The organism is Amycolatopsis pithecellobii, assembly GCF_009707865.1.
In the GTDB taxonomy this organism is placed as follows: domain Bacteria; phylum Actinomycetota; class Actinomycetes; order Mycobacteriales; family Pseudonocardiaceae; genus Amycolatopsis_E; species Amycolatopsis_E pithecellobii.
The window spans coordinates 49,314-74,401 of sequence record NZ_WMBA01000013.1 but is presented as its reverse complement, the minus strand read 5'-3'; the positions used below and the strand labels follow the sequence as shown (position 1 = coordinate 74,401).

19 protein-coding genes are annotated in these 25,088 nt (G+C 67.8%); 5 read left to right on the top strand and 14 right to left on the bottom strand.

Features of this window, described 5'->3' with window-relative positions; genetic code table 11:
* Positions 1-47: 47 nt before the first annotated feature.
* The gene (locus tag GKO32_RS11450) at positions 48-455 is read right to left on the bottom strand and encodes an Hsp20/alpha crystallin family protein (protein WP_154756807.1); all 408 of its coding nucleotides are present in this window, start codon (positions 453-455) and stop codon (positions 48-50) included.
* 235 nt (positions 456-690) lie between these two features.
* Between GKO32_RS11450 and GKO32_RS11445 the strand changes: the two genes are divergently transcribed.
* Entirely contained in the window at positions 691-1,272 is a 582-nt protein-coding gene (locus GKO32_RS11445) for a DoxX family membrane protein (RefSeq protein WP_154756806.1), read from the top strand.
* A gap of 110 nt (positions 1,273-1,382) precedes the next feature.
* Positions 1,383-2,438 carry an NAD(P)-dependent alcohol dehydrogenase gene (locus GKO32_RS11440; RefSeq protein ID WP_154756805.1) on the top strand — a complete coding sequence of 352 codons (1,056 nt, stop codon included), beginning with the start codon at positions 1,383-1,385 and terminating at the stop codon, positions 2,436-2,438.
* Between the two features lie 30 nt (positions 2,439-2,468).
* Here GKO32_RS11440 and GKO32_RS11435 read toward each other — a convergent pair whose 3' ends face one another.
* Positions 2,469-2,633 carry a hypothetical protein gene (locus tag GKO32_RS11435; RefSeq protein WP_154756804.1) on the bottom strand — a complete coding sequence of 55 codons (165 nt, stop codon included), beginning with the start codon at positions 2,631-2,633 and terminating at the stop codon, positions 2,469-2,471.
* A gap of 175 nt (positions 2,634-2,808) precedes the next feature.
* Here GKO32_RS11435 and GKO32_RS11430 point away from each other — a divergent pair, with 175 nt between their 5' ends.
* Complete coding sequence (locus GKO32_RS11430; RefSeq protein ID WP_154756803.1) at positions 2,809-3,408, top strand: hypothetical protein; 600 nt, start codon at positions 2,809-2,811, stop codon at positions 3,406-3,408.
* A gap of 53 nt (positions 3,409-3,461) precedes the next feature.
* On the opposite strand, the gene GKO32_RS11425 is transcribed toward GKO32_RS11430, so the two are convergent.
* The 4 genes from GKO32_RS11425 to GKO32_RS11410 form a co-directional block, all read right to left on the bottom strand.
* Positions 3,462-5,018, bottom strand: a complete 1,557-nt coding sequence (locus GKO32_RS11425) for an FAD-dependent monooxygenase (RefSeq protein ID WP_154756802.1) — start codon at positions 5,016-5,018, stop codon at positions 3,462-3,464.
* Positions 4,991-5,572: a hypothetical protein gene (locus GKO32_RS11420; RefSeq protein WP_154756801.1), complete on the bottom strand. Its 582-nt coding sequence runs from the start codon at positions 5,570-5,572 to the stop codon at positions 4,991-4,993. Before GKO32_RS11420 ends, GKO32_RS11425 begins: the two co-directional genes overlap by 28 nt.
* Before the next feature lie 271 nt (positions 5,573-5,843).
* The gene (locus GKO32_RS11415; protein ID WP_154756800.1) at positions 5,844-6,836 is read right to left on the bottom strand and encodes an aldo/keto reductase; all 993 of its coding nucleotides are present in this window, start codon (positions 6,834-6,836) and stop codon (positions 5,844-5,846) included.
* A gap of 348 nt (positions 6,837-7,184) precedes the next feature.
* Positions 7,185-10,145 (bottom strand): AfsR/SARP family transcriptional regulator, encoded by a 2,961-nt coding sequence (locus GKO32_RS11410; protein WP_154756799.1) that lies wholly within the window; start codon positions 10,143-10,145, stop codon positions 7,185-7,187.
* 167 nt (positions 10,146-10,312) lie between these two features.
* Here GKO32_RS11410 and GKO32_RS11405 point away from each other — a divergent pair, with 167 nt between their 5' ends.
* Both GKO32_RS11405 and GKO32_RS11400 read left to right on the top strand, forming a co-directional pair.
* The gene (locus GKO32_RS11405; protein WP_166459493.1) at positions 10,313-11,659 is read left to right on the top strand and encodes an outer membrane protein assembly factor BamB family protein; all 1,347 of its coding nucleotides are present in this window, start codon (positions 10,313-10,315) and stop codon (positions 11,657-11,659) included.
* Between the two features lie 20 nt (positions 11,660-11,679).
* Entirely contained in the window at positions 11,680-12,231 is a 552-nt protein-coding gene (locus tag GKO32_RS11400; RefSeq protein ID WP_154756797.1) for a DUF3558 family protein, read from the top strand.
* Here the strand turns inward: GKO32_RS11400 and GKO32_RS11395 are convergent.
* From GKO32_RS11395 to GKO32_RS11360, 8 genes are all read right to left on the bottom strand, one after another.
* Complete coding sequence (locus tag GKO32_RS11395; protein WP_154756796.1) at positions 12,215-14,416, bottom strand: protein kinase domain-containing protein; 2,202 nt, start codon at positions 14,414-14,416, stop codon at positions 12,215-12,217. The two genes, GKO32_RS11400 and GKO32_RS11395, sit on opposite strands and share 17 nt — an antisense overlap.
* A gap of 135 nt (positions 14,417-14,551) precedes the next feature.
* Positions 14,552-15,757, bottom strand: a complete 1,206-nt coding sequence (locus GKO32_RS11390) for a CaiB/BaiF CoA transferase family protein (RefSeq protein ID WP_154756795.1) — start codon at positions 15,755-15,757, stop codon at positions 14,552-14,554.
* Positions 15,754-16,662, bottom strand: coding sequence for a hydroxymethylglutaryl-CoA lyase (locus GKO32_RS11385; protein ID WP_154756794.1), 909 nt, complete (start codon positions 16,660-16,662; stop codon positions 15,754-15,756). The genes GKO32_RS11390 and GKO32_RS11385 overlap by 4 nt, the downstream gene beginning before the upstream one ends.
* A gap of 47 nt (positions 16,663-16,709) precedes the next feature.
* A complete protein-coding gene (locus GKO32_RS11380) occupies positions 16,710-18,083 on the bottom strand; it encodes an MFS transporter (RefSeq protein ID WP_154756793.1) in 1,374 nt (457 codons plus the stop codon).
* Between the two features lie 38 nt (positions 18,084-18,121).
* Positions 18,122-19,108 carry an amidohydrolase family protein gene (locus tag GKO32_RS11375; protein ID WP_154756792.1) on the bottom strand — a complete coding sequence of 329 codons (987 nt, stop codon included), beginning with the start codon at positions 19,106-19,108 and terminating at the stop codon, positions 18,122-18,124.
* Entirely contained in the window at positions 19,105-21,078 is a 1,974-nt protein-coding gene (locus GKO32_RS11370) for a hydantoinase B/oxoprolinase family protein (protein WP_154756791.1), read from the bottom strand. The genes GKO32_RS11375 and GKO32_RS11370 overlap by 4 nt, the downstream gene beginning before the upstream one ends.
* An 18-nt stretch (positions 21,079-21,096) precedes the next feature.
* A complete protein-coding gene (locus GKO32_RS11365) occupies positions 21,097-23,133 on the bottom strand; it encodes a hydantoinase/oxoprolinase family protein (protein WP_246243484.1) in 2,037 nt (678 codons plus the stop codon).
* 231 nt (positions 23,134-23,364) lie between these two features.
* On the bottom strand, positions 23,365-25,083 hold the full coding sequence (locus GKO32_RS11360) for an FAD-dependent oxidoreductase (RefSeq protein WP_154756790.1): 1,719 nt from the start codon (positions 25,081-25,083) through the stop codon (positions 23,365-23,367).
* Positions 25,084-25,088: the final 5 nt, after the last annotated feature.

The following is a 25,088-nucleotide window of genomic DNA, read 5'->3' as shown; positions in this document are numbered from 1 at the left end:
GTCACCACCGGCCGAGGCCGCCGCCTCGACCGGGTCACTGTCCGGCGCTACTTCTTGCCGATTTCGATCTCGACGTGCTTGCCGGGCTTGGTCTCCCGATAAGGCACGGTGACCTCGAGGATCCCGTCGCGGTAGTTCGCGGTGATCTTCTCGGTGTCGGCGCCCGCAGGCAGCGACACGGTCCGGCGGAACGAGCCGTAGTGGAACTCACTGCGGCCCTTCTCTTCTGTCTTTCCCTCGCGTTGTGCCGAGATGGTGAGCAGCCCACCCTCGGCCATGACATGGATGTTCTTCTCGGGGTCGAACCCGGGGAGCTCCGCACGCACCGTGTACTTGCCGCCTTCCGCGGACTCCTCGATGCGGACCAGGTTGTGCTCGGCAAAGGGCCACGCCGCATCCAGCCACTCCGTCAGACCCGGAAACATGCTCCTGGTACGAGGAATCAAGGACGACATAGCCACTCTCCTCTCGTGTGGAAAATGCTGACAACACCCAGCAAACCGCCGGCACTCATAGTTTCGACGCGGTAATCCGACCCCTGATCCGGTGACCAACGGCCTTCCACGGTCATGCTTCGTGCTCACGGCGGGCATACGTCCCCAGGGCAGAGGACTTTGTCCCCCAGACGCTTCGCGTTGCAGGACAACAGACTCAAGACCGAATCAGGAACCACTGGGAAAAGGAGACGCCATGTCCATCCGTCAAGAACCGAGACTGGCCACGCCGGCACAGATCCCCGTCGCGCACGGGGCCCACATGACCACCTCCGGCGCCAGGGCGGTCGCCATCCTGCGCATCGCTACCGCTTTCCTGTTCCTGTGGGCGTTTCTGGACAAGACGTTCGGACTCGGCTACTCGACCACCAGCCAGGCCGCGTGGATCAACGGCGGTTCACCGACCCAGGGGTTCCTCAGCACCGTGCACGCCGGGCCGATGGCCGCCACCCTGCGCTCCTGGGCCGGCGCACCCTGGGCGGACTGGCTGTTCATGATCGGTCTCGTCGCCATCGGGCTCGCCGTGCTGCTGGGCGTGGTCCTGCGGATTTCGGCTGTCGCCGGGACGCTCATGATGGCGTTGATGTGGATCGCGGAATGGCCGCTGGCCAAGGCGAACGACGCCGGACAGGCGACGCATTCGACCAACCCGATCGTCGACTACCACTTCATGTACGCACTTGTGCTGATCGTGCTGGCCTTCGTCTTCGCCGGTGACACCTGGGGCCTGGGCAGGCAGTGGGCCCGGCTGGTGCGCCACAACCCCTGGCTGCTCTGAGCGTTATGAACGAGTACTGACTTCCGCCTCGACGACAATGGCCTTTGGCCCCTGACCGACCCGTCGCGGTAGCCGCGAACATGGAGGTGGCCAACGACGGAAGGACACCGATGAAAGCCCTGCGCCTGACCCAGTGGAAAAGCGAGCCGGTGCTCACCGACGTGCCGGAACCACACCCCGGACCCGGCGAAGCCGTCGTGCGGATCGGTGGCGCCGGTGCCTGTCACTCCGATCTGCATCTGATGCACGATTTCGGCCCGGGTCAGCTCCCGTGGGGACCGCCGTTCACGCTCGGCCACGAAAACGCGGGCTGGATCCACGAACTCGGCCCCGGCACAAGCGGCCTCGAGATCGGCCAGGCCGTGGCCGTCTACGGTCCGTGGGGTTGTGGCACCTGCGCCCGCTGCCGGCTCGGCATCGAAACCTACTGCGAAAACCCCGCCCAGGCGCCGGTGCCCAGCGGGGGTGGCGGGCTCGGCCTCGACGGTGGCGCGGCCGAACTGATGCTCGTGCCGAGCACCCGCCACCTGGTCCCGCTGCCCGACGGCCTGGACCCCGCGACGGCGGCGCCGCTGACAGACGCGGCCCTCACGCCGTATCACGCCATCCGTCGCTCCTGGCCCAAACTCGCCCCCGGCACCACAGCCGTCGTCATCGGCATCGGCGGCCTCGGCCACCTCGCCGTGCAGATCCTGCGCGCCACCACCGCGACCCGCATCGTCGCGGTCGACACCCGCAAAGACGCGCTCACCCTCGCCGAGGAATCGGGCGCCGACCATGCTTTGCCTGCCGAGGCCGAGACCAGCCAGAAGATCCGCGACCTCACCGGGGGCAAGGGCGCCGACGCCATATTCGATTGCGTCGGCAACGACCGCACGCTGGCCCTCGCCGCGGAAAGCGCCCGCACGCTCGGGGATCTCACCATCATCGGCCTCGGTGGCGGCACCCTCCCCATCGGATTCTTCACGCTGCCCTACGAATTGTCGGTCCAGACCACCTACTGGGGCAGTCGCCCGGAGCTGATCGAGGTCCTCGACCTCGCCGCCCGCGGACACCTCCGCGCCGCCACCACCACGTTCCCCCTCGATGAGGCGATCGAGGCCTACCACAGGCTGGAAGCGGGCGACCTCACCGGTCGCGCCGTCATCGTTCCCAGCCGGATGTGAAGCCCTGTTCGCGAAAGGGCCGCAGATCGCTCACTTGTCTTTGTCGTCCTCGACCCGTTGATCGTCGCGTGCCCGGGACAACAGGTACTGCTTGATGGCACGCTCAGCGAGCTGCTCTGCGGTGTGCGACGAAACGCGCTCTGCCGCCGACTCACGCGCCTCCCGTGCCGCCCGGGCGTTCTCCCGATCGTTCATGGCACTCTCCTGTCCATTGTGGATCATCAAGCCCCTCCAGCCTCCCGCCTCACCCGGGCGTGGCGACAGAGCCGAATGTCAGCCGGAGTCCGGGGACCTTCGGCTCTTTCCCTCACGGTCGCCACGAGCGACGGTCGGAGAAACGGGGAAACGCGACAGGAAGGCGGTGCTGCACATGACCACCACCGAAACCCGCGGCGAGTTGCTCATCGACCAGCTCGCCCCGCACCACAACGTCATGCAAACCCGGCACCTCGTGGTGGCCGCGCCGGTCGCACGCGCCTACCGCGCGCTGCGAGAGATCGATTTCACGGAAGTCGGCGGTGGCGTCGTGAACGCCGCCTTCTGGGTACGGGAGCTTCCCGAGCGCTGGCACAACCGCCATCACAAGCCACCACGCATGCCGACCAGGCTGACGTTCCAAGACCTGGCCGCCGGCTCGGAATGGCTCATCCTGGGCGAACGACCCGGCGCGGAAATCACAGCCGGCGTGGTCGGCAAATTCTGGCAACCCGTCATCGAATGGCGACACGTCGAACCAGGAGAATTCACTGCCTTCGACGAGCCGGGCTACGGCAAAATCGTCTTCTCCCTTTCCGCCGCGCCTTACGGTGAATCACGATCACTGTCCACATACGACATCCGCGTCACACTCACCGACCGCGCCAGCCGTGCCAAGTTCCGCGCCTACTGGACCGTCGTCGCCCCGTTCGTCGGCGCCGTGCAAGCGGCAACACTGCGGGCCGCCGCCCGCCACGCCGAACAGCCGGAGTGAGCCCATACCCGATGTGAAACACCGGCGATCCCATACCGGAGGCCCGCGAAATGTCAGCGGGCGGCGATCACATCGAGCCACGAAGTGAGCCGGCGGATGTCACTGGCGCCGCAGCGGAACCCGACGTAACCGTCCGGCCGGACGGCGACCAGTCCGTGGCCGGTCCAGCTGCTGACCCGGTGCACGGTGACATGCCTGCCGAGCGGGGCGTCGTCGAGGACCAGGCTGCCGCGCTCGAGCAAGAGCTGCACGCCCGGGCGGGCGGTCAGGTCATGCAGCCGCGCCGTTCGGCCGTCGCACTCCACCTCGGCGTCAGGCAGGCGATCACCGGGCCGCGGGCCAGGACCACCTGGTCTGCCGGCCGTTGACAGGGTGCTGTGCCGGTAGCGCACCCAACTTTGCGACAGAAACCGGACCACCTGCGCCATCAGGTGCGGCTCGTTGAGCAACGGCGGGAGCGCCGGGGCCAACAGCGGGACCAGCGTCCCCCGTACGAGCGCGGGTAGTGGGTGGGTTGACGCCTCGGCGAAGAACACCAGGTGAGTGAGCGCGAGTACCTGCCGGGCGACGGGGCGCCGCTCGGCCTGGTAGGAATCGAGCAGGGCGGTGTGTTGCCCGTCGTCATTGGCGAACGCCAGTTTCCAGCCCAGGTTCACCGCGTCCAGGATTCCGGTGTTCATTCCTTGGGCCGCCGCCGGGGAATGCGTGTGTGCGGCGTCGCCGGCGAGGAAAAGCCGACCGTCGCGAAACGACTGTGCCAGCCGGTGCTGGAGGCGCACCTGGCTGGACCAGCGCAGGTGCCGGACGAGGACAGGCAACTGTGCGTCATCGAGAATTCGTTGTACGTCGGCGGCCGGGACCTCCTCCCCAGGCTGCCCGGACGGCACGTCGTGCTGCCGCGGGCGAGTCGCGAGGATCCGCCAGGTCGCACCCTCGCCGAGGGCGAAGACGAAGACCAGTCCCTGCCGTGCCGCGACGACATGCATGACACCCGGCGTCAGTTCGCCGTCGAGTTCCGCGTCAGCGAGGATGACCTGCTCGCGGTAGGGTGCGCCCTGCCAGCCGATGCCGGCGATACGGCGGCCGGTGCTGCCGGCGCCATCGCAGGCGGCGACGAAGCGGCAGGTCGTCTGCTCGGACTGGCCGCCATGGCGGAGTACCACATGTGCTGCCGCGGCGTCCTGGCTCAGGTCGACGAACTCGACACCGCGCTCCACCTCGACGCCTCGCGCCTTGAGCGCGTCGGTCAGGACTTCCTCGACATCCATCTGCCGCAGCAGCGTGAGGTGCGGAAACGCGGTGTCCCGCAGCCCCACATCGGCGAGCCGAGCGGACACCCGCCTTGGCCCCAGGTGCAGCTCAGCTCGCGGAGCCCGGTCGCCTCGGTCGAGCAGGCCGGCGGTGACGCCCAAGGGGCGCAGGCTCTCCAGGGCGCGCGAGTGCATGATCATTGCCCGTGATGGGCGGAACGCCACCGGCCTGCGCTCCACGATGCGCACCGTGGCTCCGTTCTCGTGTGCCTGCAATGCGGTCGTCAGCCCGGTGGGCCCTGCCCCGACAACGAGGACATCCGGCCCCGCGCTCACCGCGTGCCACCCACCCGCCACCATGCCCGCTCCCCGGGCTGCGCGTGTCCGGTCAGCGCGTCCGGGCCAGCGAGCATGTCGTCGCGTCGCACGCCCGGGACCACCCGGTAGTCGATCGAGCCGCGGACGCAGACCAGTTCCAGCACTCGCCACAGCGAGCGGGCATACCGCTCCGCGGCGCCGGCGCCGTCCCACTCGTAAAGGCCGCGGTAGGTGCCGTTGCTGTCGTGGGCGAGCCACAGCTTCGAGACGAATCCCGGAAAACCAATGAACAGTGGCGTGTTGAGCAAGCTCTCCCATCGGAACAGCGCATGTCCTTGCCCGCGCACTCCGATGAGCCGGAACGAGACAGCCAGGAAGCAGGGGTCACGAGGCACCCGGTCCGCGACGGTCTCCCGGTACACCCGCGCCTCGGTGCCGTCGGCGAACCGGATCACCCTGCCCACGTTGCCCCTCGGCAGCTGAACCTCCCGCCGCAGCAGCATCACGAAACTCGCCATGACGCACCGCACAACCGACAACCACGCGGTACCGATCGGCAGCGGTGCCTGACGCGCGGAACCCGGTGCCTCTCCCATGACAGCCTCCTGGCGATCGGCCGCAACCCGGCGCGAGGACTGATGTGCACACCGGGTGCGCTCGTGCGCGTCGGAGTTTTGTCGTGACTTCGACTCTTCCTATTCGCCTCGCTACCCGCAAAGACACGAAGGTCCCCAACCCGAGAGCATTCGGTCCCCGGCACCAGGTCGGCAGGATTTCCTTGGTAGGTCAGCAGATAAGCCGGGCTGCCCGACCCCATGGCCACACCAGTATCGGCGTCCTTGAGCGCCAGACCACCGTCCCGGCCGGCTAACCCCGAGCGACCTCAGCGGCGTACACGGGGGTGTAGCGCTCGCCGATCACCTGGTCGCTCAGCGGGTCCAGCGCGGCCAGCGCCTCGGCGTCCAGGGTGAGCTCCAGGGCGGCCGCGTTCTGCTCCAGCCGGGCCGGGCTGCGGGTGCCCGGAATAGTCGCCACCGCCACCCCGAGCCGCTCGGCCTGGGCGTACACCCAGGCCAGCGCCACCTGGGCCGGGGTCGCGCCCAGCCGGTCGGCCACCTGGCGCACGGTCTGCGCGATCTTCTCGTTGGCCTCGCCTGCCTCGCCGGCGAAGCGGGGGTTGGTGCGCCGGAAGTCCTTCTCGCCCAGCGTGGAGCGGTCCAGGGTGCCGGTCAGGAACCCCCGCCCCAGTGGCGAGTACGGCACCAGCCCGACCCCCAGCTCGGCCATCACCGGGGTGACCGCCTCGACGTCGCGGGTCCACAGCGAGTACTCGCTCTGCACCGCGGTGATCGGGTGCACCGCGTGCGCCCGGCGCAGCAGCTCGCCGTCGACCTCGGACAGGCCCAGATGGCGGACCTTGCCCGCCTCGACCAGCTCGGCCATCGCCCCGACAGTCTCCTCGATCTCCACGTCCTGGGGTGGGCGGTGGGCGTAGTACAGGTCGATCACCTCGACTCCCAGCCGCAGCAGCGAGGCGTCGCAGGCGCGCAGCACGTAGTCCCGGGCACCGCGGATGCGGCGTGCCCGGTCGCCGGCGCTGCGGTCGACGCCGAACTTGGTGGCCAGCTGCACCTGGTCCCGGCGGCCGTGGATGGCCCGGCCCACCAGCACCTCGTTGTGCCCGGTGCCGTAGGCGTCGGCGGTGTCCAGGAACGTGATGCCCAGCTCCAGAGCCCGGTCGATGGTGGCCAGGCCGCCCTCCCAGTCGGCGGCGCCGTAGCTCTCGCTCATCCCCATGCACCCCAGGCCCATTGCGCTGACGGTGAGACCGGGCGAGCCGAGCGTGGTTCCGGTGATCATGCGCGGATACTCCTCCTGCCCGGCGGACCCGGGCGGTACCTCGAGGGCTGACGAACGCCGCCGACACTAGGACCTGGAGCGCGCTCCAGGTCAAGCCGGAGGACCGACGCGTCCCCGGCCAGCAGCTTCGAGGAGTTCACGGCGAAAGATGCCGCGGCGTTGAGAGGTGGCGGTGGAACTGCTCCAGGTCGCAGAACGTCCAGGCCCGTGATTCCGTCCACTGCCAAGTGCTTGGCGAGGTGCCTGGTTATCGTGTGGAGGCCGCAGCCAACAAAGCCGTCGCGTATATGTCGTTATACAACGGCCTCGGTGCCCGGACCACTTCCACCTGTGCGAGAAGCGTCCTGCTCACTTGTCCAGCAAGGCACGTACCGTCGCACTTTCGTGAGCGCCGATCCGGGACAGGTCCGCCCACGCCTTTTCCCACGCCACGCGGGCGCCCGGATGGTCGCCGGCCGCGGCCAGGTGGCGGCCCAGGCTGAGCATGGACTTTCCACGCCACCGGGGATCGCCGGAGGTGTCGAGGTAGGCCACTCCCCGGTCCAGATGGGCACGCCCGGTCTCCGCATCGCCCAGTGCGAGATGGATGTCGCCCAGCAGTACCTCCGCGCAGGCCAGGCCGTGAGTGTCCCGCGTTCGACTGAGAGTTTCCCGGGCTTGCCCGGCATACGCGAGGGCTTCGGGAAGGTTGCCCGCTTCCAGCGCCACCCAGCCGAGGCAACGGAGCGTGGCGGCTTCTCGCCTGCCGTCGCCGACGCCCCGGAGAGCTTCGCGGCTGGCCGTCAACTGTTCGACCGCCGCCGCGTGATTCCCTTCGTCCTGATGGACAATCCCGAGCTCGCGCCCACTGGCCGCCTCCCACCTCACATCGCCGAGCGCGCGGTACGTCGCGATGGCTTCGGTCAAAAACTCCTTCGCCTTCGCCCACTGGCCCCGGTAACGGTGCAGCACGCCGTACTCCCGCAGGGTATAGGCTCGCCACCGTGGCGCGGCCAGGGAGTCCAATCTGGACAGGCACCCGGCGAAATGTGACGCCGCCTCGTCCCACCGCCCCTGCAACCGGTGGGATACGCCCACCGACAACAGGATGACGACCTCCAGCAAGGGGTCGCCCGCGCGCGGCAGGACCGCCAGCCCATCTTTGAAGGAACGCTCCGAAGTCACGAAATCCCGCGTTTCCCTGGCCGCCAGGCCGAGCGCGAACAGGGCGTAGGCAGTCCAGTATGGACTGTCCATTCTGGTTGCCGCGGCGTGGCTGAGTTCCGCCACGCGCTTCAGGTCGCTCCACTGGGCGCGCAGTTCCAGGAAGGCCGCCACGGTCGCCGAGAGCCGGCAGGTCGTCGCATCGTCGCCGGCCGCCGCCGACAGTTCCACGGCGTGGACGATCGAGGCGTGCTCGTCCGCCAGCCACGCCGGCGCATTCCGGTCCACGTCCGCCAGCAGCCGGGGCGCGTCCAGCGCCAGCGGCGGCGGGGTGAACCGGTGCAGGCCGCCGAACTCCAGCCGGGCGTCCGCGCGTTTCCCCAGGTACAGGTAGACGTCAGTGAGCCTCGACCAGACCGCCGCGCGATCCGGCGGCGAGAGCTTTTCCCTGGCGTACAAGCGGATCAGGTCATGGAAGTGGTACCTGGTCGCGGTGAACTCACCGCGCCCGCACTCCAGCAGGTTCACGTCCACGAGGCTTTCCAGCAGCCGTTCCGTGGTACGGAGGTCCCCGCCAAGCGCCACGGCCGCCGCCCAGGCCGCGAAACCGGTGTCCGGCAAGGCCGCCAGCAGCCGGAAAGCACGCTGCTGGTCGGCTTCCAGGCCGGCGTAGCTGAGCAGGAAGCTGGCCCGGACCTCCCGGTCGCCGCCGACGAGCTCGTCCAGACGATCGCGTTCGTCTGCCATGCGCGCGGCCAGGTCGGCAACCGTCTGGTGCGGGCGGGACCGCAGCTTCGCGCCCACGATCCGCAGAGCCAAGGGCAAACCGCCGCAGAGCCGGACGATCTCCCCGGCGGCCTCGCGCGGCGCGTCAGCGACCCAGGGCGCCAGGCCGGTCAGCAACGCGAGGGCGTCGGCGTCGGCCAAGCCGTCGAGATCGATCAGGCCACGCAGGTCCAGCCCGGTCAGGCGGCGACGGCTGGTGATCAGCACACCGCACTCAGGGTTCCCCGGAATCAGCGGGCGCAGCTGCTCCTCGTCGGCCGCATTGTCCAGGACGACGAGGATGTGGCGGGTCGCGGAGCGGTCCCGGAACATCCCGATCCGTTCCTCCAGAGATGCCGGAAGGTCGGTGCTCGCGACCCCGAGGTCGCGGAGGAACCGGGCCAGGACCTCGGCCGGGTCACGCGGCCGGGCACCGGCGCCGTGCAGGTCGACGAACAGTTGCCCGTCCGGGAACCGCGAAGCCAGGCGGTGGGCCGCGCGGATCGCGAGCGCGGTCTTGCCGAGCCCGGGCTTGCCCGTGATCGCGACCACGGCCGGCACCCGGTCGCCGGTGCCGAACAGCCCGGCGAGGGTGTCCAGGTGCTCGTGGCGGCCGGTGTAGTGGTCGACGTCCGGCGGCAGCTGGCGGGGTCCGGTGAACGGCATGAGCGACGGGTCGTCGCGCAGGATCCGCAACTGGAGCTGGCGCACCGCGGGCGCCGGTTCGATGCCCAGTTCCTCGTCGAGGTGCTGGTAGAGCCGCTGGTACGTCGCCAGCGCCTCGGGCGTGCGATCCAGGCGGTGCAGGGCGAGCATCAGCTTGGCCACCAGCTGCTGGCGCAGCGGGTGCTCGGTGGCTGCCTCGGCGAGCTCGTGGATGATCTCGATCTCGCGGCCGCGCCGGAGGTACGCCTCGAACCGGTCGTCCAGCGCGCCCAGCCGCGCCTCTTCCAGTGGCGCGGCCACCCGGAGCCGGATTTCCTCGGTGGCCACCGAACTGAGCGCCGGTCCCTCCCACAGCGCCAGCGCCTCCTCCAGAAGCTCGATCCGGCGTTCGTCAGTGGCGGCCCGTGCCCGCGCGCACAGGGCGTGAAACCGGAACACGTCAACCCGCATGGGGTCGAGGCGCAGCTGATAGCCGGATCCCTCGCGCACCAGCGTGACGTCCTCGCTCCCGGCGAAAGTCGCGCGCAGGCGGCTGATCTGGGTGTGGATCACGGCCCGGGCGGTGTCCGGTGCCTCGCCCTCCGGCCAGGCCAGCCCGATCAGCCGGTCCGCCGGCACGTGCTTGTTGGCTTCCAGCAGCAGCACCGCGAGGACGAACCGCTGCTTGCGAACGCCGATGTCGACGGGGCGCCCGTCCAAGAACGCTCGTACCGGCCCGAGCAGTGAGAAGTCCATAACCGGGTCGTACCTTACGCGACGGTACGAAACCGGCAGGCCGATCCGGCGGCCGAGTGTTAGAAACCTGTTTGACCCCGCTACGTACCGTGATGTCGATCTGTGCGATCCGTCCCGATAGGACCCGCACAGGCGTCGTCGGAGCAACACCAGGGGAGAGAACACAGATGCGGCGAGTACTGGCCACCATGGCCTGCTTGGTGGCAGCGATCACAGTCGGTGGCTGCAGCGGCGGGTCCACCCCGCAGTCAGCACAGTCCGGTGTGGACACCGGTGCCGGGACACAGAGCACCACGACCGCCACGACCCCGGCGGCCAAGACAGCCGACCCGCCCACCGCGTTCGACGCCGAAGCGGGCGTTCCGCTGCCCACCGGGGCGTTCAGCACCAATGTCGGCGGCAGCATTACCACGAAGTTCCTCACCCTGCGCGATCGCACTGCGTACATCGTCGCGCCCACCGGGATGACCGCGGTGGACGTGCTCACCGGGAAGCAGCAGTGGGTGGCGCCGATCGAGGGCAAACCCGGCGACCCGAACAACCAGAGCGGCCCGTTCGTCAACACCACCGGGCCGCGGCCACCGGTCGTCACCGACAAGCTCGCCGTCGCGGCCGTCCCGGTCAAGGTGCCCGAACAGGGCACCACACCCGGCTACATCGCGCTCACGGTGCTCGCCGCCGACGTCACCACCGGCAAGAAGGCGTGGCAGACCGACACCAAGATCGTCTCTTCTGACGAGTACGCCGATGCCAGTGACGCCATCACCAAGGTCGTCGGCGTCACCGACAAGGCCGTCATCGCCAGCTACGACAAGAACGGCGGGTACCCCGGGGCCAGCGGGGAGCACATCACCGTCGCGCTGGACCCGGCCACCGGCAAGACACTCTGGACACACCAGGAGTACAGCGGCGGCAGCGTTCACGGAGACACCCTGGTCGGCATCGACTACACCACGATCAGCAGTTACAAGGTCCAGGCCGGCGCCCTCGACATCGCGACTGGGCAGCAGAAATGGGTCGCCGAGTCCTCCCGCTCGCTCGCCTTCGTCGCCTCCAACCCCGCCCTGGTCGTGCTCGACCAGAACGACAACAACCATGGCGACGCGTTCCTGCTGTTCCTCGACCCCGCCACCGGCACTGAGAAAGCCAAACTCGTCGGCCCGGAGAGCGTCTTCGGTTCCGCCCCTGACTACGGTGACTGCTATTACGACCAGCAGTCCGTGCTGATCTGCAGCTCGGACGGCGTGCTGACCGGCTACGACGCAGCGACCGCACAGAAGCTCTGGAGCCTGCCCGACAAGACCGCCAACCGTGTCGCGCCCGGCGTCCTCGTCGCCTGGCATGGCGTCCTCTACGGCGACACCCAGGGCGGCAAGCCGATAGCGCTCGACGCCAAGACCGGCAAGGACCTCTCCACCGAGGTCGGCGTCGAACCGTACTGGGTGAGCAAGTACGCGGCCATCGGCGTCGGCGAGGACGGCCGCACCCCCATGGCATACCCGGTCAAGAAGTAACTGGAATCGAGGGAAACTCAATGCGACGCGCGATGCTGACCGCCGCGATCTTGGCCTGCGTACTGGGGCTGTCGGCCTGCAACGACGACCCGCCGGGCTCCGGCAACCCGAAGACCGGGGGCAGCGGCGACACGGCGGCACCCAAGGGTGGGTCGGGCAAGACCGGGACGCCGCTCGCCGCCACCGACCCGTGCACCCTGCTCGAACCCGCCGACGTGCCGGAACTCGAGCAGCGCTACGACGTCTACCCGGAGAGGGGCTCGAGCGAACACCCGTCGTGCGCGGGCTACGGCTTCGCCGTCACGATCATCGACAACGACCAGCTCGGCCACGAGATGGACTTCGAGGGCTCGCAGGCGCAGCCGGTGCCCGATATCGCCGGGCACCATGCGGCGGCCGCGCGCATGCAGGTCTCCAGCGAGACGAGCTGTTTGGTGTCCATGGACGTGACCGCCGACGAGTATGTGCGGGTCGGGGTCACGCCGCACGACGATCCGTCCAGGGCGTGCGACCTCGCCGTGCGGGCGGCCACGGTCGTCGCGGCCCGGATACCGGTCAATGGGGCCGGGTGAGGTCTCCCGGGTGGAAGGCGTTGACGGTGGTTTCGACCGGCGTGTCGAGGTCGGCCTTGTGCGCTCGTGGATAGCCCCAGCGGATGGCGGCGAGTGAAGCCGGCCCGGTGTAACCGCGTTCGTAGAAGATCTGACCGTCGGCGTCGTAGCCGGAGATGGTGTACGCGGTGCCGTCGGCCTGCTGATGTGTCACCTGGCCGCCCTCGGCCACCGTCTCCTTGGCCCGCTCGCTCAGGATTTCCTGAGCGGCCCGGGCGTCGTTGGCGCCCCACACGGTGAGCGTCGCACCCAAGGAAGCGTTGGTGTACTGCATTCCGTCGCCGTTCGCCGGTTCGTACGGGCTCGCGGCGTAGTCCTCGGGCACGATCGTGCTGAAACCGAATCGGGCATTGGTATACATCTTCCCGCTCGGCCGGGCCGAGGGCGGCGGCTGCCGGCCGAGCATCGTCAGCAGTTGCGGTCGCAGGAGGTCCTCGGCTTCGGCGTAGGGCAACGTGAGCGTTTCCTGCCCGGTGGCCATGTCGCATCCCAGGTCGTACCACTTGAGCAGGAAATCGACCCCGGTCGCGGTGAACCCGATGTCCGCGGCCGGCACATGGTCACCGCCGCCCGGCCTGTCTGCCGCGTCGATGGACACCTGCTCGCCCCCGTAGTCGCCGATTTCCGGAGTGCGGCAGAAGCCGTTCCTGGTGTGTGGGCTCAGCCGGGCGGTCAGCGTGTCCATCCCGGCCGCGGTGAGGATCTCGGACCGGAACATGTCCCGCGGCCCGGTCACCTGGCCGGTGGTCAGGTCGAGGTTGACTGTCTCGGGGAACTGCCAGCTCGAATGGGCGAGCACGTCCGAGTCGAGCGTGTGGTCATAGCGGACGGACAACAGGCCCGCGGTCTGGAGCAGCACCTTCGCCGTCGTGTGCGCCTTGAGCACGTCACCGCGTGCCCGCACCATGTTCAGGATGTCCGGGTCCGCCAGTTCCTGACGCAGGCTCCGCAGCCGCTCGTCGATGGGCGCGCGCAGTGCGTCGTTGATGCGCTGCTGCATGGCGGCATCCGCGTGCCCGGACACCTGGGGATACTGCAGCGAATACATGATGGGCAGCGCGGAATCCTGCCCGGTCGCGGTTTGCACCGTCACGGACAGCGCCGCCTGCCGCGGCGCGTCGCCGAGGCGGGAGTAGATCCACACCCCGCCGGCGACGAGCGCTCCGACCGCGAGGACTGCGACGACGATCTTGCCCACCGTCGCCGCAACCACGCCCGTTCCCGCGCCGCCCGCCGCGGTGACCGGTGCGGCGGCGACGCCCCCTGTTGCCAGCAACGCGAGCGGGGTCAGGGCGGTCAGCGCGGCGACGGAGGTGGCGAGCCGTTTCCAGCCGCGCCGCTCCCAGTTCTTGCCGTAGGCCGCGCGGGCGACCACCTCGAGTTCGGCCACGAACGCCTCGGCGCTCGCCGGCCGCCACGCCGGATCCTTGGCCATGCCCCGTGCGATCAGCGCGCGCAGTTTCCCGGGCACAGCGTCGAGCGGCACGGAAGCACGCTCGTGCAGGGACCGGAGCTGCTCGGTGGTGTCGGCTTCGAAGGGGCGGTGGCCGGTGATACACCGGAAGAACACGGCCGTCGCCGCATACACATCGGTTGCGGGAATACCCGGCCTGCCTGCCCACTGCTCCGGGGCCATGTAGGACGGTGATCCCGCCACCAGTCCACTGTGTCCGTCCAATGTGGCCAGCCCGAAGTCCACCAGCTTCGACTTGCCCTCGCGGGAGACCAGCACGTTGCCCGGTTTGTAGTCGCGGTGCACGACACCGGCCGCGTGCGCCGCGGCGAGCCCGAGGAGCGAACCCTTCAGGATGGCCAGCGCCGACTCCGGCGCGAGCGTCTTCTCGGCGGCCAGCAGAGCCCGCAGCGACACCCCAGGGACGGCCTCCATCACCAGTGCCGCGCCCCGCGGCGACTCGACGAACTCGAACAGGCGTACCACGTGCGGGCTGTGGACACCGCGCAGCAGCCACGCCTCCCGCCGGAACCCGTCGGCGACCCCCGGTTCGCTCCCGAGCTCACCGCGCAGGTACTTGATCGCGACAAACTGCCCCGAAGCCTCGTGCTTCGCGAGCACGACCCGGCCGAACCCACCCGCACCGAGTACGTCCACCTCGGCAAACCCCGGCACCTGCCACGTTTCGGTCACAGCGCATCATCAGATCATTAACCGAGGGACGCGTGCCACCGAGAGGTGCGATTTCGCCTGACAACCGTCTCACGCTCGCTTGCTCCGGATTGTGAGTGCCGCTACGCCGCCGCGGCATCTCTACCCGGCACGCGTTCAGATCACCCCTGTTTCCTGGAGAGCGGCGATCCGGTCGTCGGGCAACCGGAGCAACTCACCCAGGATTTCCTGGTTGTGCTCCCCCGGATGAGCAGGCGCGAGGCGCCGCACCACGGCTGGGGTGCGGGAGAAACGCGGCGCCACATTCTGCATCATGATCGGGCCCAGTTTGGGGTGATCGAGGGTGACGATCGACTGGCGTGCGGCGAAATGCGGGTCGCTGACCATCTCGCGCGCGGTGTAGGAACGCCCGCCGGGCACGCGGTGCGACACCATCAGTTCATCGATTTCGCCGACCGTGTGCCCGCGCGTCCACGCCGAGATGAGTTCGTCCAGTTCCGCCTGATGCCGGCCCCTGGCCACGTGGTCACCGAAACGGGGATCGCGGGCCAGTTCGGGCTGGTCCATCGCCGCGCAAAGCCGCGCGAAGACGGCGTCCTGGTTGGCGCCGATCAGGTACTGACCGTCGCGGCACGGATAGCCATTGGACGGGGCGATGCCAGGAAGTATGGCTCCGCTTCTCTCCCGCACGATCCCGTGCACGGAATAGTCGGCGACGAGGCTTTCCATGACTTGGAGAACCGACTCGTAGAGGGAGCTGTCGATCACTTGCCCCCGGCCGGAGCACTGCCTTTCGGTAACCGCCGCGAGTATGCCGAGTGCCGTGTATGTGCCGCACAGCGAATCACCGATCGAGATGCCGACCCGCGACGGCGGCCGGTCAGGAGAACCCACGATGTGGCGGAGCCCGCCCATGGCCTCGCCGACCAGACCGAATCCCGTGCGCTGCGCGTAGGGTCCGTCCTGGCCGTAGCCGGACAGGCGAGCCACGATCAGCCGGGGGTTGCCGGTCCTGAGCTTCTCCGGCGCCAAATCCCATTTCTCCAAGGTGCCCGGCCTGAAGTTCTCGATCAGAACATCAGCGGTCATGATGAGCCGGCGGGCGAGCTCCTGTCCCTCTGGCCTCCGCAAGTCGATCGACACCGAGCGCTTGTTGCGGGCGATGACCTCCCACCACACCGGAGGATCGCCGCGGCCCCACCGTCGCATCGGATCACCGGCGCCAGGCGGCTCGATCTTGATGACGTCCGCGCCAAGGTCACCCAGTAACTGCCCGCAAAAGGGGCCGGCGATCAACTGCCCCATCTCGACAACACGCAATCCGTGGAGCGGGCCTGCCGACGACACGCTGTGCACAGTCATACGGAGTCCACCGGGGGAAACGACGCGGCACGGGCCACCATTCCCGGGGTTCGATGCCCGACGACGTCACCCAGCCAGTGCGCCGTCTCGATGAGCTGATCGAGCGACATCGACGTTCCGATACCGGACCTCTCGAGCAGATAGACAACGTCCTCCGTCGCGACGTTGCCGGCCGCGCCGGGAGAGAACGGGCAGCCGCCGATGCCACCGACGGCGGCGTCGACGGTCTGCGCACCGGCCATGACGGCGGCCCAGACATTCGCCAGGCCGGTGTTACGCGTGTTGTGGAAATGCACGCGCAGCGGGATCGGCGCGATAGCCTCGCGCACCGCGCGAACGAGTTTCCCGACCTGGCCCGGTGCCGCGACGCCGATCGTATCGGCGAGCGCCACTTCACGCGGCTTGCTCTCCGCAACCTGTCGCGCGATAGCGATAACGCGACCGGGCGCGACGTTTCCCTCGAAGGGACAACCGAAAGCCGCCGCGATGGTGATTTGCGCTGCACGGCCCTGGGCGTGGGCGAATTCGACGATTTCACCGGCCACGGCAACCGACTCGGCGCTGCTCTGGCCTTGGTTACGGCGGCCCAGCCCGTCGGATGCCACGGCGACGGCACCCAGCTCGTCCATTCCCGCATCCACCGCGCGGATCGCGCCGCGCTTGTTGAGGACCAGACCGACGAACGTGACGCCTCGTTCGCGAGGCAGTGCTGCCGCCACGGCCTCCGCATCGGCCATCTGGGGAATTCGTGCCGGATTGACGAAGCTGGTCGCTTCGATGCGCTTCGCGCCTGCTTCGATCGCGCGCTCGATCAGCTTCAGTTTGTCCGATGTGGACAGCACGACCTCTTCGTTCTGCAGGCCGTCGCGCGGCGCGACCTCCACGATTTCAATGCTCCCGGTCATAAAACCTCACAACACCTTGGTATTCACGAACAGGGGACAATCCGGACCTACGACACAACATCGGTCGCCTTGTCCGGGTCGAGCGCCGGTTTGCGGGAACGTGCGAGCCGCCTCCCGCCAAGACCGAGGGTCGCCAGTGCCGCCACGGCCATCGGGGGTGCGAACACACCGAAAATCTGCTGGGTCGACCACTTCTGGTCGACGAGCAAGCCCGCGAGCACCGGCGAAACGATCGCCCCGATCCTGCCGATCGCGACGGCCCATCCGACCGCGGTACTCCGGACGGCCGCCGGATAGAGATCGGGCGCGATCGCGAACAACCCGGCGGCGACCGCGTTGCCGAAAATGCCCATCGCCGCCGCGACGAGGAGAATCAGCACCGGGCTGCCGGCCGATATCGAGATGGCCACGAACGTCAATCCCAGACCGACGAAACACGCGACCGTCAGCATCCGGGCCGACCAAACCAGCGCGAGCCCGCCGAACAACAGGATGCCGGCCACTCCCCCGGCGCTCATCAGCGTGCCGCCGTTGATGCTCTGGTGCGAGCTGAATCCACTCCGCTGCAGCAGCAGCGGCATCCAGCTCGCCGCGAACAAGTAACACCCGTACGCCACGAAATAGCTGATCCAGAGCAGCACGGAGCGAATCCCGTTCCGCCCGCTCAGCACCGCCGCCCCGACCCGGTCCTCACGGACCCGGACCGCCACCGGCAACTCCTCGACGAGGTTCCGGCCCATCCGTGCGAGCAGCGCGTTCACTCGCTCGAGCGCCCGCTTCGGCCGCCGGACGAGGAGAAAATCGAGCGATTCCGGCAGCGCCGCCACCGCGACCAGCAGGAGCAGCAACGTCAGCCCGGCACCGACGGCGAAACTCGCCCTCCAGCCCAGTTCCGTCGTGACGAAGGTCGCCACGAACCCGCCTATGATCCCCCCGAACGGCAGTCCCGCCGCGTACAGCGCGATCAGCGCACCGCGCCGGCGCCGTGGCGAGTATTCGGCGATGATCACGGGCAGGCTCGCGACGAGCCCGCCGATGCCCAAACCGGTCAAGATGCGACACAGCGCGAGCCCGGCGAACCCGGTGGTGAGAATCGCGAGACCCATGCCGGCGACCGACAGCGAAAGGCATGCGATGCTCAACGGCCGCCGGCCGACCCGGTCCGCCAGGGGCGCGACGAAGGCCGAGCCGAGCGCCATTCCCAGCAGGCCGCTGCTGAGCAGCAAACCGACCTGGGATCCGTTGAGCGACCACTCCTTCGCGATCGGAGACGCCGCGAATGACATCACGAACAGGTCGAACCCGTCGACCAAGCTGAGCCCGACACTGATTCCCACCACCAGTGCTTGGAACCGGCTGATGGGCGAGCTGTCGATCACGTCTCGAATCGAATCGGCATCACGAGGCGTCGTAGCGGACATCATCGTTCTCCTCACCGTTGAGGCCCCAGTTCGGTTATCTACTTGCCCAGCCGCTTCGCCAGGCTCGGCATCAACCGCAGGCTGTTCTCGTTCGCGATGGCAGCCAGTTCGGCTTCACTGAAGACACCGGAGGAAAGCAGCTTGTCCATCGCCGGCCGGATGTACTTTTCCGGCACCATCGGATAATCGAATCCGATCAGCAGCTGACTCGCCGGCACCAGCTCGCGCAACGACACCAGCGCTTCCCGGGAGGTTGTCATCGCCAGGTCGAAATGGATGGTCCGCAGGCCCGCCACCACCTCGTCGTAGCTGAGCTGCTTTTCGTAGCCGGTGCCCCGTTCCTCGGTGACGAAGGAAATCCGGTCGGCCAGGTACGGTAGCGTCCCACCGCCATGTGTGGCGATGTAATGGAAATCGGGGTACTTCTGCCGCAGCCCCGAGCAGACCAGGCTCACCACCGCGCGCGTGCTGTCGAAAACGAATTCGAGCATCCCCGTGATCACCGGAACGTCGACCTGAGCCGAATAGACCGGACTCACCGGATGCACGAAGGCGGTGGCCTGCCTGCGGTTCAGCTCGGCGAACATGGGCTCGAACCGCGGATGTCCCGGGTAGGCACCCTCGAAGCTCGTCTGCAGGCAGACGCCGTCGAAGCCGAGCGTGTCCAAGGCGTAGTCCAGCTCCGCGAGCGTCGCGTCGATATCCTGCAGGGGCAGGGCCGCAAAGGCGCCGAAGCGGGTCGGATACCGGGCCAGAATCTCGGCCGATTCGTCGTTCATGCGGCGCGCCAACGACACCGCCTCGTCGCCCGACAGGTCCTTCGTCCCGATGGGGTTGGACAGGACCATCGCCTGGATGCCGTACCGGTCCATCACCTCGATGGCCAATTCGGGGCTCCACTCAGGAATGGCGACCCCCTCTATCCGCGGATCGGGCGTGCCGAATTTCTTCGCCAGCATCTGGTACCAGCTCGGCAGCATCGAATGCGCGTGGACATCGATGGCGTCATGGATCGTCGGTGTCATTCTTTTCCCTCCTGGCCTGCCTGATCGCACATTTGCTCGCGGGCGCGCCGGGTGGCCTCCACATCGATCCGGAGCCCCTCCGGGTCGAGCGCCGGGTCTCCTGTGATCACGACTCCGTAGTCGCGCAGGGCGCCCGATATCGAGACGTATTCGTCACGTACGTCCGCACGGACCCGTTCCGGGTCACGTTTCCACGGGTGTCCCCATCCGCCACCGCCGCCGGTCTGATAGCGGAAATGCGCGCCGGGTGCGGTATGCCACAACGGCACACGTCCGAAATAGAAATACTCGCCGCCGGGATCGGGCACTTTCGTGTCCGGGTGAAGCATCCCGCTCACCGGTATCGATTCGCGGTAGATCCCGGGATCTGTCGGCAACAGGTCCGCCTCCGCCTCGACGTCGAACACCTCGCGCGGGAAAATCCACGTTGCCGCCACCGCACCGGCACCACCGTCATTCGCCCCGAACCCGGCCGTCGCCTTGGAATGCAAGGGCGTGCTGACATGATCAGCGGGCGTGAGCCAGCAGGTGTCCCGGCGGACCGACGCGCCACCGCGATACAAACCGGGCCCTCCGGAGTCGGTCACGTACTCACGGCGCATCATCAGGACCGGTGAGCCTTGCTCGGTCGACTCCACCGGCACATCCATCGCATTGATCAGGCGCTCGACCGTATAGCTGTCACCGTCGCCGGCTTTGGACGCGCCCCACGGCCCCTTTTCGCCGCCACACTCCGCGGCCGACACCCACGGGGTTCCATCGGCACGGCGGCCGGTGGCCACGTGGACCATGCCCGACCCGTGCGCACCGCCGATGGCATCCGCACCCAGGACCTTGTTCAGTGCCTTGCAGACCGCCGCCACCACGAGGTGGGAGCACTCGAAGTACATCATGATCGCACCGTCGGGTGGGGTGGCACTCAGAATCGTGCCGGGTGGCACCACGACATCGATATTGCGGGCGTAGCCGGAGGAGAACGGCACGTGCGGTTCGATCAGCAGTTTCAGCGCGACCGACACCGCGGTCATGGTGTCGAACGCCGAGCAGTTGATACTGCTTCGTGCCTGCCCGGAAGTGCCGCCGAGATCGACTTCCACGGCGTCGCCGTACTTGGAGATGGTGATCTTGATCCGGTACTCCAGGCTGTCATCGACCGCGTCGGCGTCGATGATCTCCTCACCTTCGTAGACGCCGTCGGGAATCTTGGTCCGGATCGCTTCCCGCATCGCGTCGGCCGAAACGTCGGTGTTGTAGCGCATCGCGCCGAAAAACGCGTCCTCTCCGTACCGGTCGATCGTCTCGCCCAGCAGCCGTTCCGCCAGCCGCAGCGACTGGAAGATCGATTTGATATCGGGCAGCAGTACCTGAGGAAAGCGCGAATTGTCGAAGATCAATGTGAACACCGAAGCGATCGGCTCGTCGTCGCGATACAACAGCATCGGCGGGATGACAAGACCGTTTTCGTAGACATTGCGCTTGCCCGCACTGAATCCGGCCGGGACCGTGCCACCGATATCCAGCTGGTGCGCCCGGATCGTCGCGAACCCCATGAGCCGTTCGCCGTGGTAAATCGGCCGGATGAACGCGATGTCGTTGACGTGTGTGCCGCACCGGTACGGGTCGTTGCAGATCAGCAGATCGCCAGGCCGGAGGTGCCGGGGCCGGTACTCCTCCACGGTATTGCGGACCGCTGGTTCCATGGCGCCGGCGAAAATGATCAGACTGTCACCGAACGCGCTCAACGCGTAGTTCAGCTCCGGCGGCCCGTTCAGCGCGGCACCGAAATCGAACCATTCACGCATGATCGGTGAGAACGACTCGCGTAGGAGCCCGGTACAGACGTGCTGCATGACGTAGCGCATACGGTTGGCGATGACCGAGATGGTGAAGCGGTCCGCCTGGTAACGGCCGGCGAATGCCGGCTCGTCGAGATCGCGAACCGCGACCGGAGCCGTGTTGTTGATGTCCATTGCCAGGTTTCCTTGCTCTCATGCGGTGTTGCGGATGCGCAGTTCTCCGTACCGTCCGACCTTCATCACCTGGCCGGGAACGATGAACGTCGTCGACAGCGACTCCCGGACAATCGCCGGGCCGCGGATCTCGTCGTCCTGGTGCAGATCGGAGCGCTCGTATTCCGGTGCTTCGATCGGTCGCTCGGCGAGGTACCGCACCTCGCGGCGCCGGCGCGGGACCGGTGGTCGTGTCCTGGCCGCCGGCGCCATGGGGTAGCTCACCTTCGAGACCGGGACGATCGCCTGAACCCGGAAGGTCACCGCCTCGACGCCCAGCGCCTCGAACCGGTTTCCGGTGCGAGCCTGGTAGGTGTCGTGGAAGTTCCACACCATCTCCTCGACTGCCGCGGTGTCGATCGGCCCCGGAGGCGCCGGGACGAACGGCGTTTCCCACGACTGCCCGGCGAGATAGCCGTCGAAGCTGCGGGTGATCCTCACCTCGTGCTGTGCGAATCCGAGCCGCTCACGGAGTTTGGTCTCCATTTCCGCGAACAGATCACCGATCGTCTCGGTGGCCGCCGGGGCCAGCTCGATGTAGGCGGTACGGCTGGCGGAGAAAACCTGGTCGGAGCTCACCAGCCCGAGCGCGGAGAACAGCCCGGGATGCGGCGGCACGATGCACTCGGCACAGTTGACGATGTCGAGGACCGCGGGCAGCAGCATCGGGCCGGCCGCGCCGAAGGCCATCAGGGCGAAATCGCGCGTGTCGATTCCATGACGGACGCCGGTATTGACCACTCCTTCGGCAATGTTGTTGACAGCCATCCGGAAGGCGAACCGAACGCGCTGCTCGAAAGGCAGCGCTGTGTCGAGGCGATCGAACGCCTCTCTGGCGAGGGCACGGTCCAGTTTCAGCCGTCCGGCCGCGAAGTCGCCGGGATCGAGAACGCCCATCAGCAGGAAGGTGTCGGTGGTGGTCGGGACCGTGCCGCCGCGGCCGTAGCTCGCCGGGCCCGGATCGGAACCGGCGCTCGCCGGGCCGACCGTGATCGCACCGCCCGCGTCCACACCCACGACACTTCCGCCGCCGGCCCCGATACTCCTGATCTCGGTCGACAACGCGTTGACGGACAGGTCGTGCTCCAGTTCGAACGTGGTGTTGGTCGTCGAACGCCCGTCCGTGATAACGCTGAAATCGCAGGATGTGCCCCCGACGTCGGCGCAGATGATTTGTGCGACTCCGATGCCGCCGCCGAAATGCCTGCTCGCCATGGTGCCGGCGGCCGGCCCGGCGAACACGATCTCGAACGGTCGTTCCATGGCCGCTTCGACCGGCGCGAGTTGCGCCGCGCAATTGGCGTAATTGATCGATCCGCGGAAACCGCTTTCATGAAGTCCGTCCTGAAGACGCTCCGTGTAGTGGCCGTAAATGATGCGCATGCACGCGTCGATCACCGTCGTCGATGCTCGCGCGTATTCCTTCGCAAGCGGTGATACGTCGCTCGAGATCGAGCAGGGGACGGTACCGAGCTCTTCCGCGACGAGTTCACGAAGCCGGCTTTCGTGCTTGCCGTCGACATAAGAGTTCACCAGGCAGACCGCGATTCCCTGCACACCGCATCGCTTCAGCACACGCAGCTGCGTCCGGGCATGGTCCTCGTCGAGCGGTATGACGACGGTGCCGTCAGCGGAAACGCGTTCACGGATGCCGCGGCGCAGATAGCGTGGCACGAGTGGCCGGCCGGCGTCGCCGAAAGACCTGCGCCAGTGCGGATCGGTGAGCCCGGCGGCCGGACGGTACACACGACCGCCGTCGAGCATGTCCCGATGGCCCAGAGTGGTCAGAAACCCGATCTTCGGCAATCGCCGGGTAATGATCGCGTTCAGTCCTTGGGTACTGGCGTGATTGAAGATGCCGGCGTCCCCCACGCCCGCTTCCCGCGCGCCGGCCAGCACTCCCTCCTCGGTGCGGCCGACGACCGTGGGCACCTTCACCGTGACGATCTCGCCGCCGGAGATCGCGACGACATCGGTGAACGTGCCACCGACGTCCACACCGATCATCTTGGTCATGTCCGCCTCGTCTCCATCCTCGACCGGTTTCATATGTCGAGTCCCTCGGATGTCAGTTCGAGCGGCCCGAGCAGGCGCCAGCACACACGGTCGACAACACGGAGGGTTGGCTGGTGTTTGATGGTCAGAAACCAGCCCCCTTCGGAAAGGACCGGGTATTTCCGGAAGTCCGACGGCGATGATCCGGGAAAGTCGCGGAGCAGATCGACTCCGGCCGCACGGAGTTCGGCTTCAGTGACGCTGTGCCGAGCCGACGGGATTCCCGGTGCCACCGCGAAAGTGCGCTGTGCCATGCGTTTCTCCTTCTCGATCAGCCCCAGCGGGTGTCTTCGCCGCGCCGCGGACGTGGTCCACAAGGGCTTGTGCATCTTCCGGTGCCGTGTCTCCGCGCCAGGCGACCATTCCGTCCGGGCGAACCAGCACCAGCCTGCGTTCGTAGAGAGCCGCGAGATGAGGGTCGGTCATCGTCAGGCACTCGAGCGGCATCCCCGCGCTCCGCGCCGCGCTCTCGATCGCGCCGGTCGCCGCGGCATCCGTGCCGAAGCGCAGAAGGACGAACCCCCCGCCGAAGAGGTCGATGATCGACCTGCCGTCCGGTAGCCAGGCGTGGGGCGCGCGGTGGCCGGGGCGTGCAGTCTGGACATAGCTGCTGGGTTCGTCCGGCGGCGCGGACGAGCCGTCCGGGACTATGACCGGTGAGCCGGCGTAGTCGTAGCCCATGGCGATACCGAATGAATGCCATTCCTGCTTCAGTTTCTCGGTGAGTGTCCGGCCCAGTGCCTCGCGCTGGGCATCGGCCTCCGGCCCGGGCTCCAGTACCAGTTCCCGTCCTTCGCGATCGACCCACGCGGCGTAGTTCCGGGTCGAACTGGAGCCGTTGCGTAAGGCGACCGGCCTGCGCTCCGCGGTGTAGGCACCGGCCAGCGCCGGGCCGCCCCAGCCACGCACCGATGCCTCAAGGATCCAGCCCAGATCCGTCACATCCCCCAGCCCGGTGTTCAGGCCGTGCCCACCGGTCGGCGACATGGTGTGGGCCGCGTCGCCAGCGAGGAACACCCGTCCACAGTGGAATCGCTCCGCGGTGAACTGGCTACGCCGGAACGGCATGACCCGCATGAGCTCGTAGGGGATATCGGGCCGGCCGAAGGCGCGCCGCAGCAGTGCGTGCATGTCGAGGTGGTCGGGGTCCAGCTTCTCCTCGGATCCGACCATCGTGAACCTGAACAGCGACCGCCCGTCGACGGAGGTCAGGTTCGCCCAGGTGCCCTCCGGACCGATGAACATGTACCGTTCCGCCATACCGAAGGGGTGGAAGCGCGTCAGTTGCTCAGCCCGCACCACCACACTGACCGAATAGTCCAGCTGGACACCGCCGAACGAGATTCCCAGTGCCTTGCGCACCCCGGAGGTCAAGCCGTCACATCCCACCAGATACCGCGCCCGAACTTCCTGGCGCGACCGGTCATCCGTCCTCCGCACCACGCAGGTCACGCCGTCATCGTCCTGGACGAACGACTCGAGTTCGGTGCTGTACCGCAGATCGGTCATGCCTCGCCGAGCGACGGCACGCGCCAGCAACGGATCGAACAGGAACTGCGGGCATCGCCGGTGCATCTCGGGCGTCTGCGGCGGCAGTGGCCTCTCCTTTGTGGACGGGAGCGGTTCGCGGCCGATGAGATAGCCGTTCAGCGAAGTGCAGTACACGGTGTCGCGTGGCACATCATCGGGAAAGCCGGAATTGGCGACCTCGTCGGCGATTCCGAGAAGCCGGCAGAATTCCATGCTGCGCTCGTTGAGCAGGTCCGCCTTGGCCAGCAGCTCGGTCCCGGTGCCAGGATCGCGCTCGACGAGCGTGGAAGCAATTCCCCGCCGGCCGAGGTCGAGCGCCAGTGCGAGGCCGACCGGCCCGCCTCCGGCGATCAGAACCGGCGTGTGCGTGCGATCGTCCATGGTGC

What these genes read in the sequence shown, in the direction of transcription:
- GKO32_RS11450 (WP_154756807.1), bottom strand. Translation starts at nt 455, where the DNA reads ATGTCGTCCTTGATTCCTCGTACCAGGAGCATGTTTCCGGGTCTGACG.
- GKO32_RS11445 (WP_154756806.1), top strand. Translation starts at nt 691, where the DNA reads ATGTCCATCCGTCAAGAACCGAGACTGGCCACGCCGGCACAGATCCCC.
- GKO32_RS11440 (WP_154756805.1), top strand. Translation starts at nt 1,383, where the DNA reads ATGAAAGCCCTGCGCCTGACCCAGTGGAAAAGCGAGCCGGTGCTCACC.
- GKO32_RS11435 (WP_154756804.1), bottom strand. Translation starts at nt 2,633, where the DNA reads ATGAACGATCGGGAGAACGCCCGGGCGGCACGGGAGGCGCGTGAGTCG.
- GKO32_RS11430 (WP_154756803.1), top strand. Translation starts at nt 2,809, where the DNA reads ATGACCACCACCGAAACCCGCGGCGAGTTGCTCATCGACCAGCTCGCC.
- GKO32_RS11425 (WP_154756802.1), bottom strand. Translation starts at nt 5,018, where the DNA reads ATGGTGGCGGGTGGGTGGCACGCGGTGAGCGCGGGGCCGGATGTCCTC.
- GKO32_RS11420 (WP_154756801.1), bottom strand. Translation starts at nt 5,572, where the DNA reads ATGGGAGAGGCACCGGGTTCCGCGCGTCAGGCACCGCTGCCGATCGGT.
- GKO32_RS11415 (WP_154756800.1), bottom strand. Translation starts at nt 6,836, where the DNA reads ATGATCACCGGAACCACGCTCGGCTCGCCCGGTCTCACCGTCAGCGCA.
- GKO32_RS11410 (WP_154756799.1), bottom strand. Translation starts at nt 10,145, where the DNA reads ATGGACTTCTCACTGCTCGGGCCGGTACGAGCGTTCTTGGACGGGCGC.
- GKO32_RS11405 (WP_166459493.1), top strand. Translation starts at nt 10,313, where the DNA reads ATGCGGCGAGTACTGGCCACCATGGCCTGCTTGGTGGCAGCGATCACA.
- GKO32_RS11400 (WP_154756797.1), top strand. Translation starts at nt 11,680, where the DNA reads ATGCGACGCGCGATGCTGACCGCCGCGATCTTGGCCTGCGTACTGGGG.
- GKO32_RS11390 (WP_154756795.1), bottom strand. Translation starts at nt 15,757, where the DNA reads ATGACTGTGCACAGCGTGTCGTCGGCAGGCCCGCTCCACGGATTGCGT.
- GKO32_RS11385 (WP_154756794.1), bottom strand. Translation starts at nt 16,662, where the DNA reads ATGACCGGGAGCATTGAAATCGTGGAGGTCGCGCCGCGCGACGGCCTG.
- GKO32_RS11380 (WP_154756793.1), bottom strand. Translation starts at nt 18,083, where the DNA reads ATGTCCGCTACGACGCCTCGTGATGCCGATTCGATTCGAGACGTGATC.
- GKO32_RS11375 (WP_154756792.1), bottom strand. Translation starts at nt 19,108, where the DNA reads ATGACACCGACGATCCATGACGCCATCGATGTCCACGCGCATTCGATG.
- GKO32_RS11370 (WP_154756791.1), bottom strand. Translation starts at nt 21,078, where the DNA reads ATGGACATCAACAACACGGCTCCGGTCGCGGTTCGCGATCTCGACGAG.
- GKO32_RS11365 (WP_246243484.1), bottom strand. Translation starts at nt 23,133, where the DNA reads ATGACCAAGATGATCGGTGTGGACGTCGGTGGCACGTTCACCGATGTC.
- GKO32_RS11360 (WP_154756790.1), bottom strand. Translation starts at nt 25,083, where the DNA reads ATGGACGATCGCACGCACACGCCGGTTCTGATCGCCGGAGGCGGGCCG.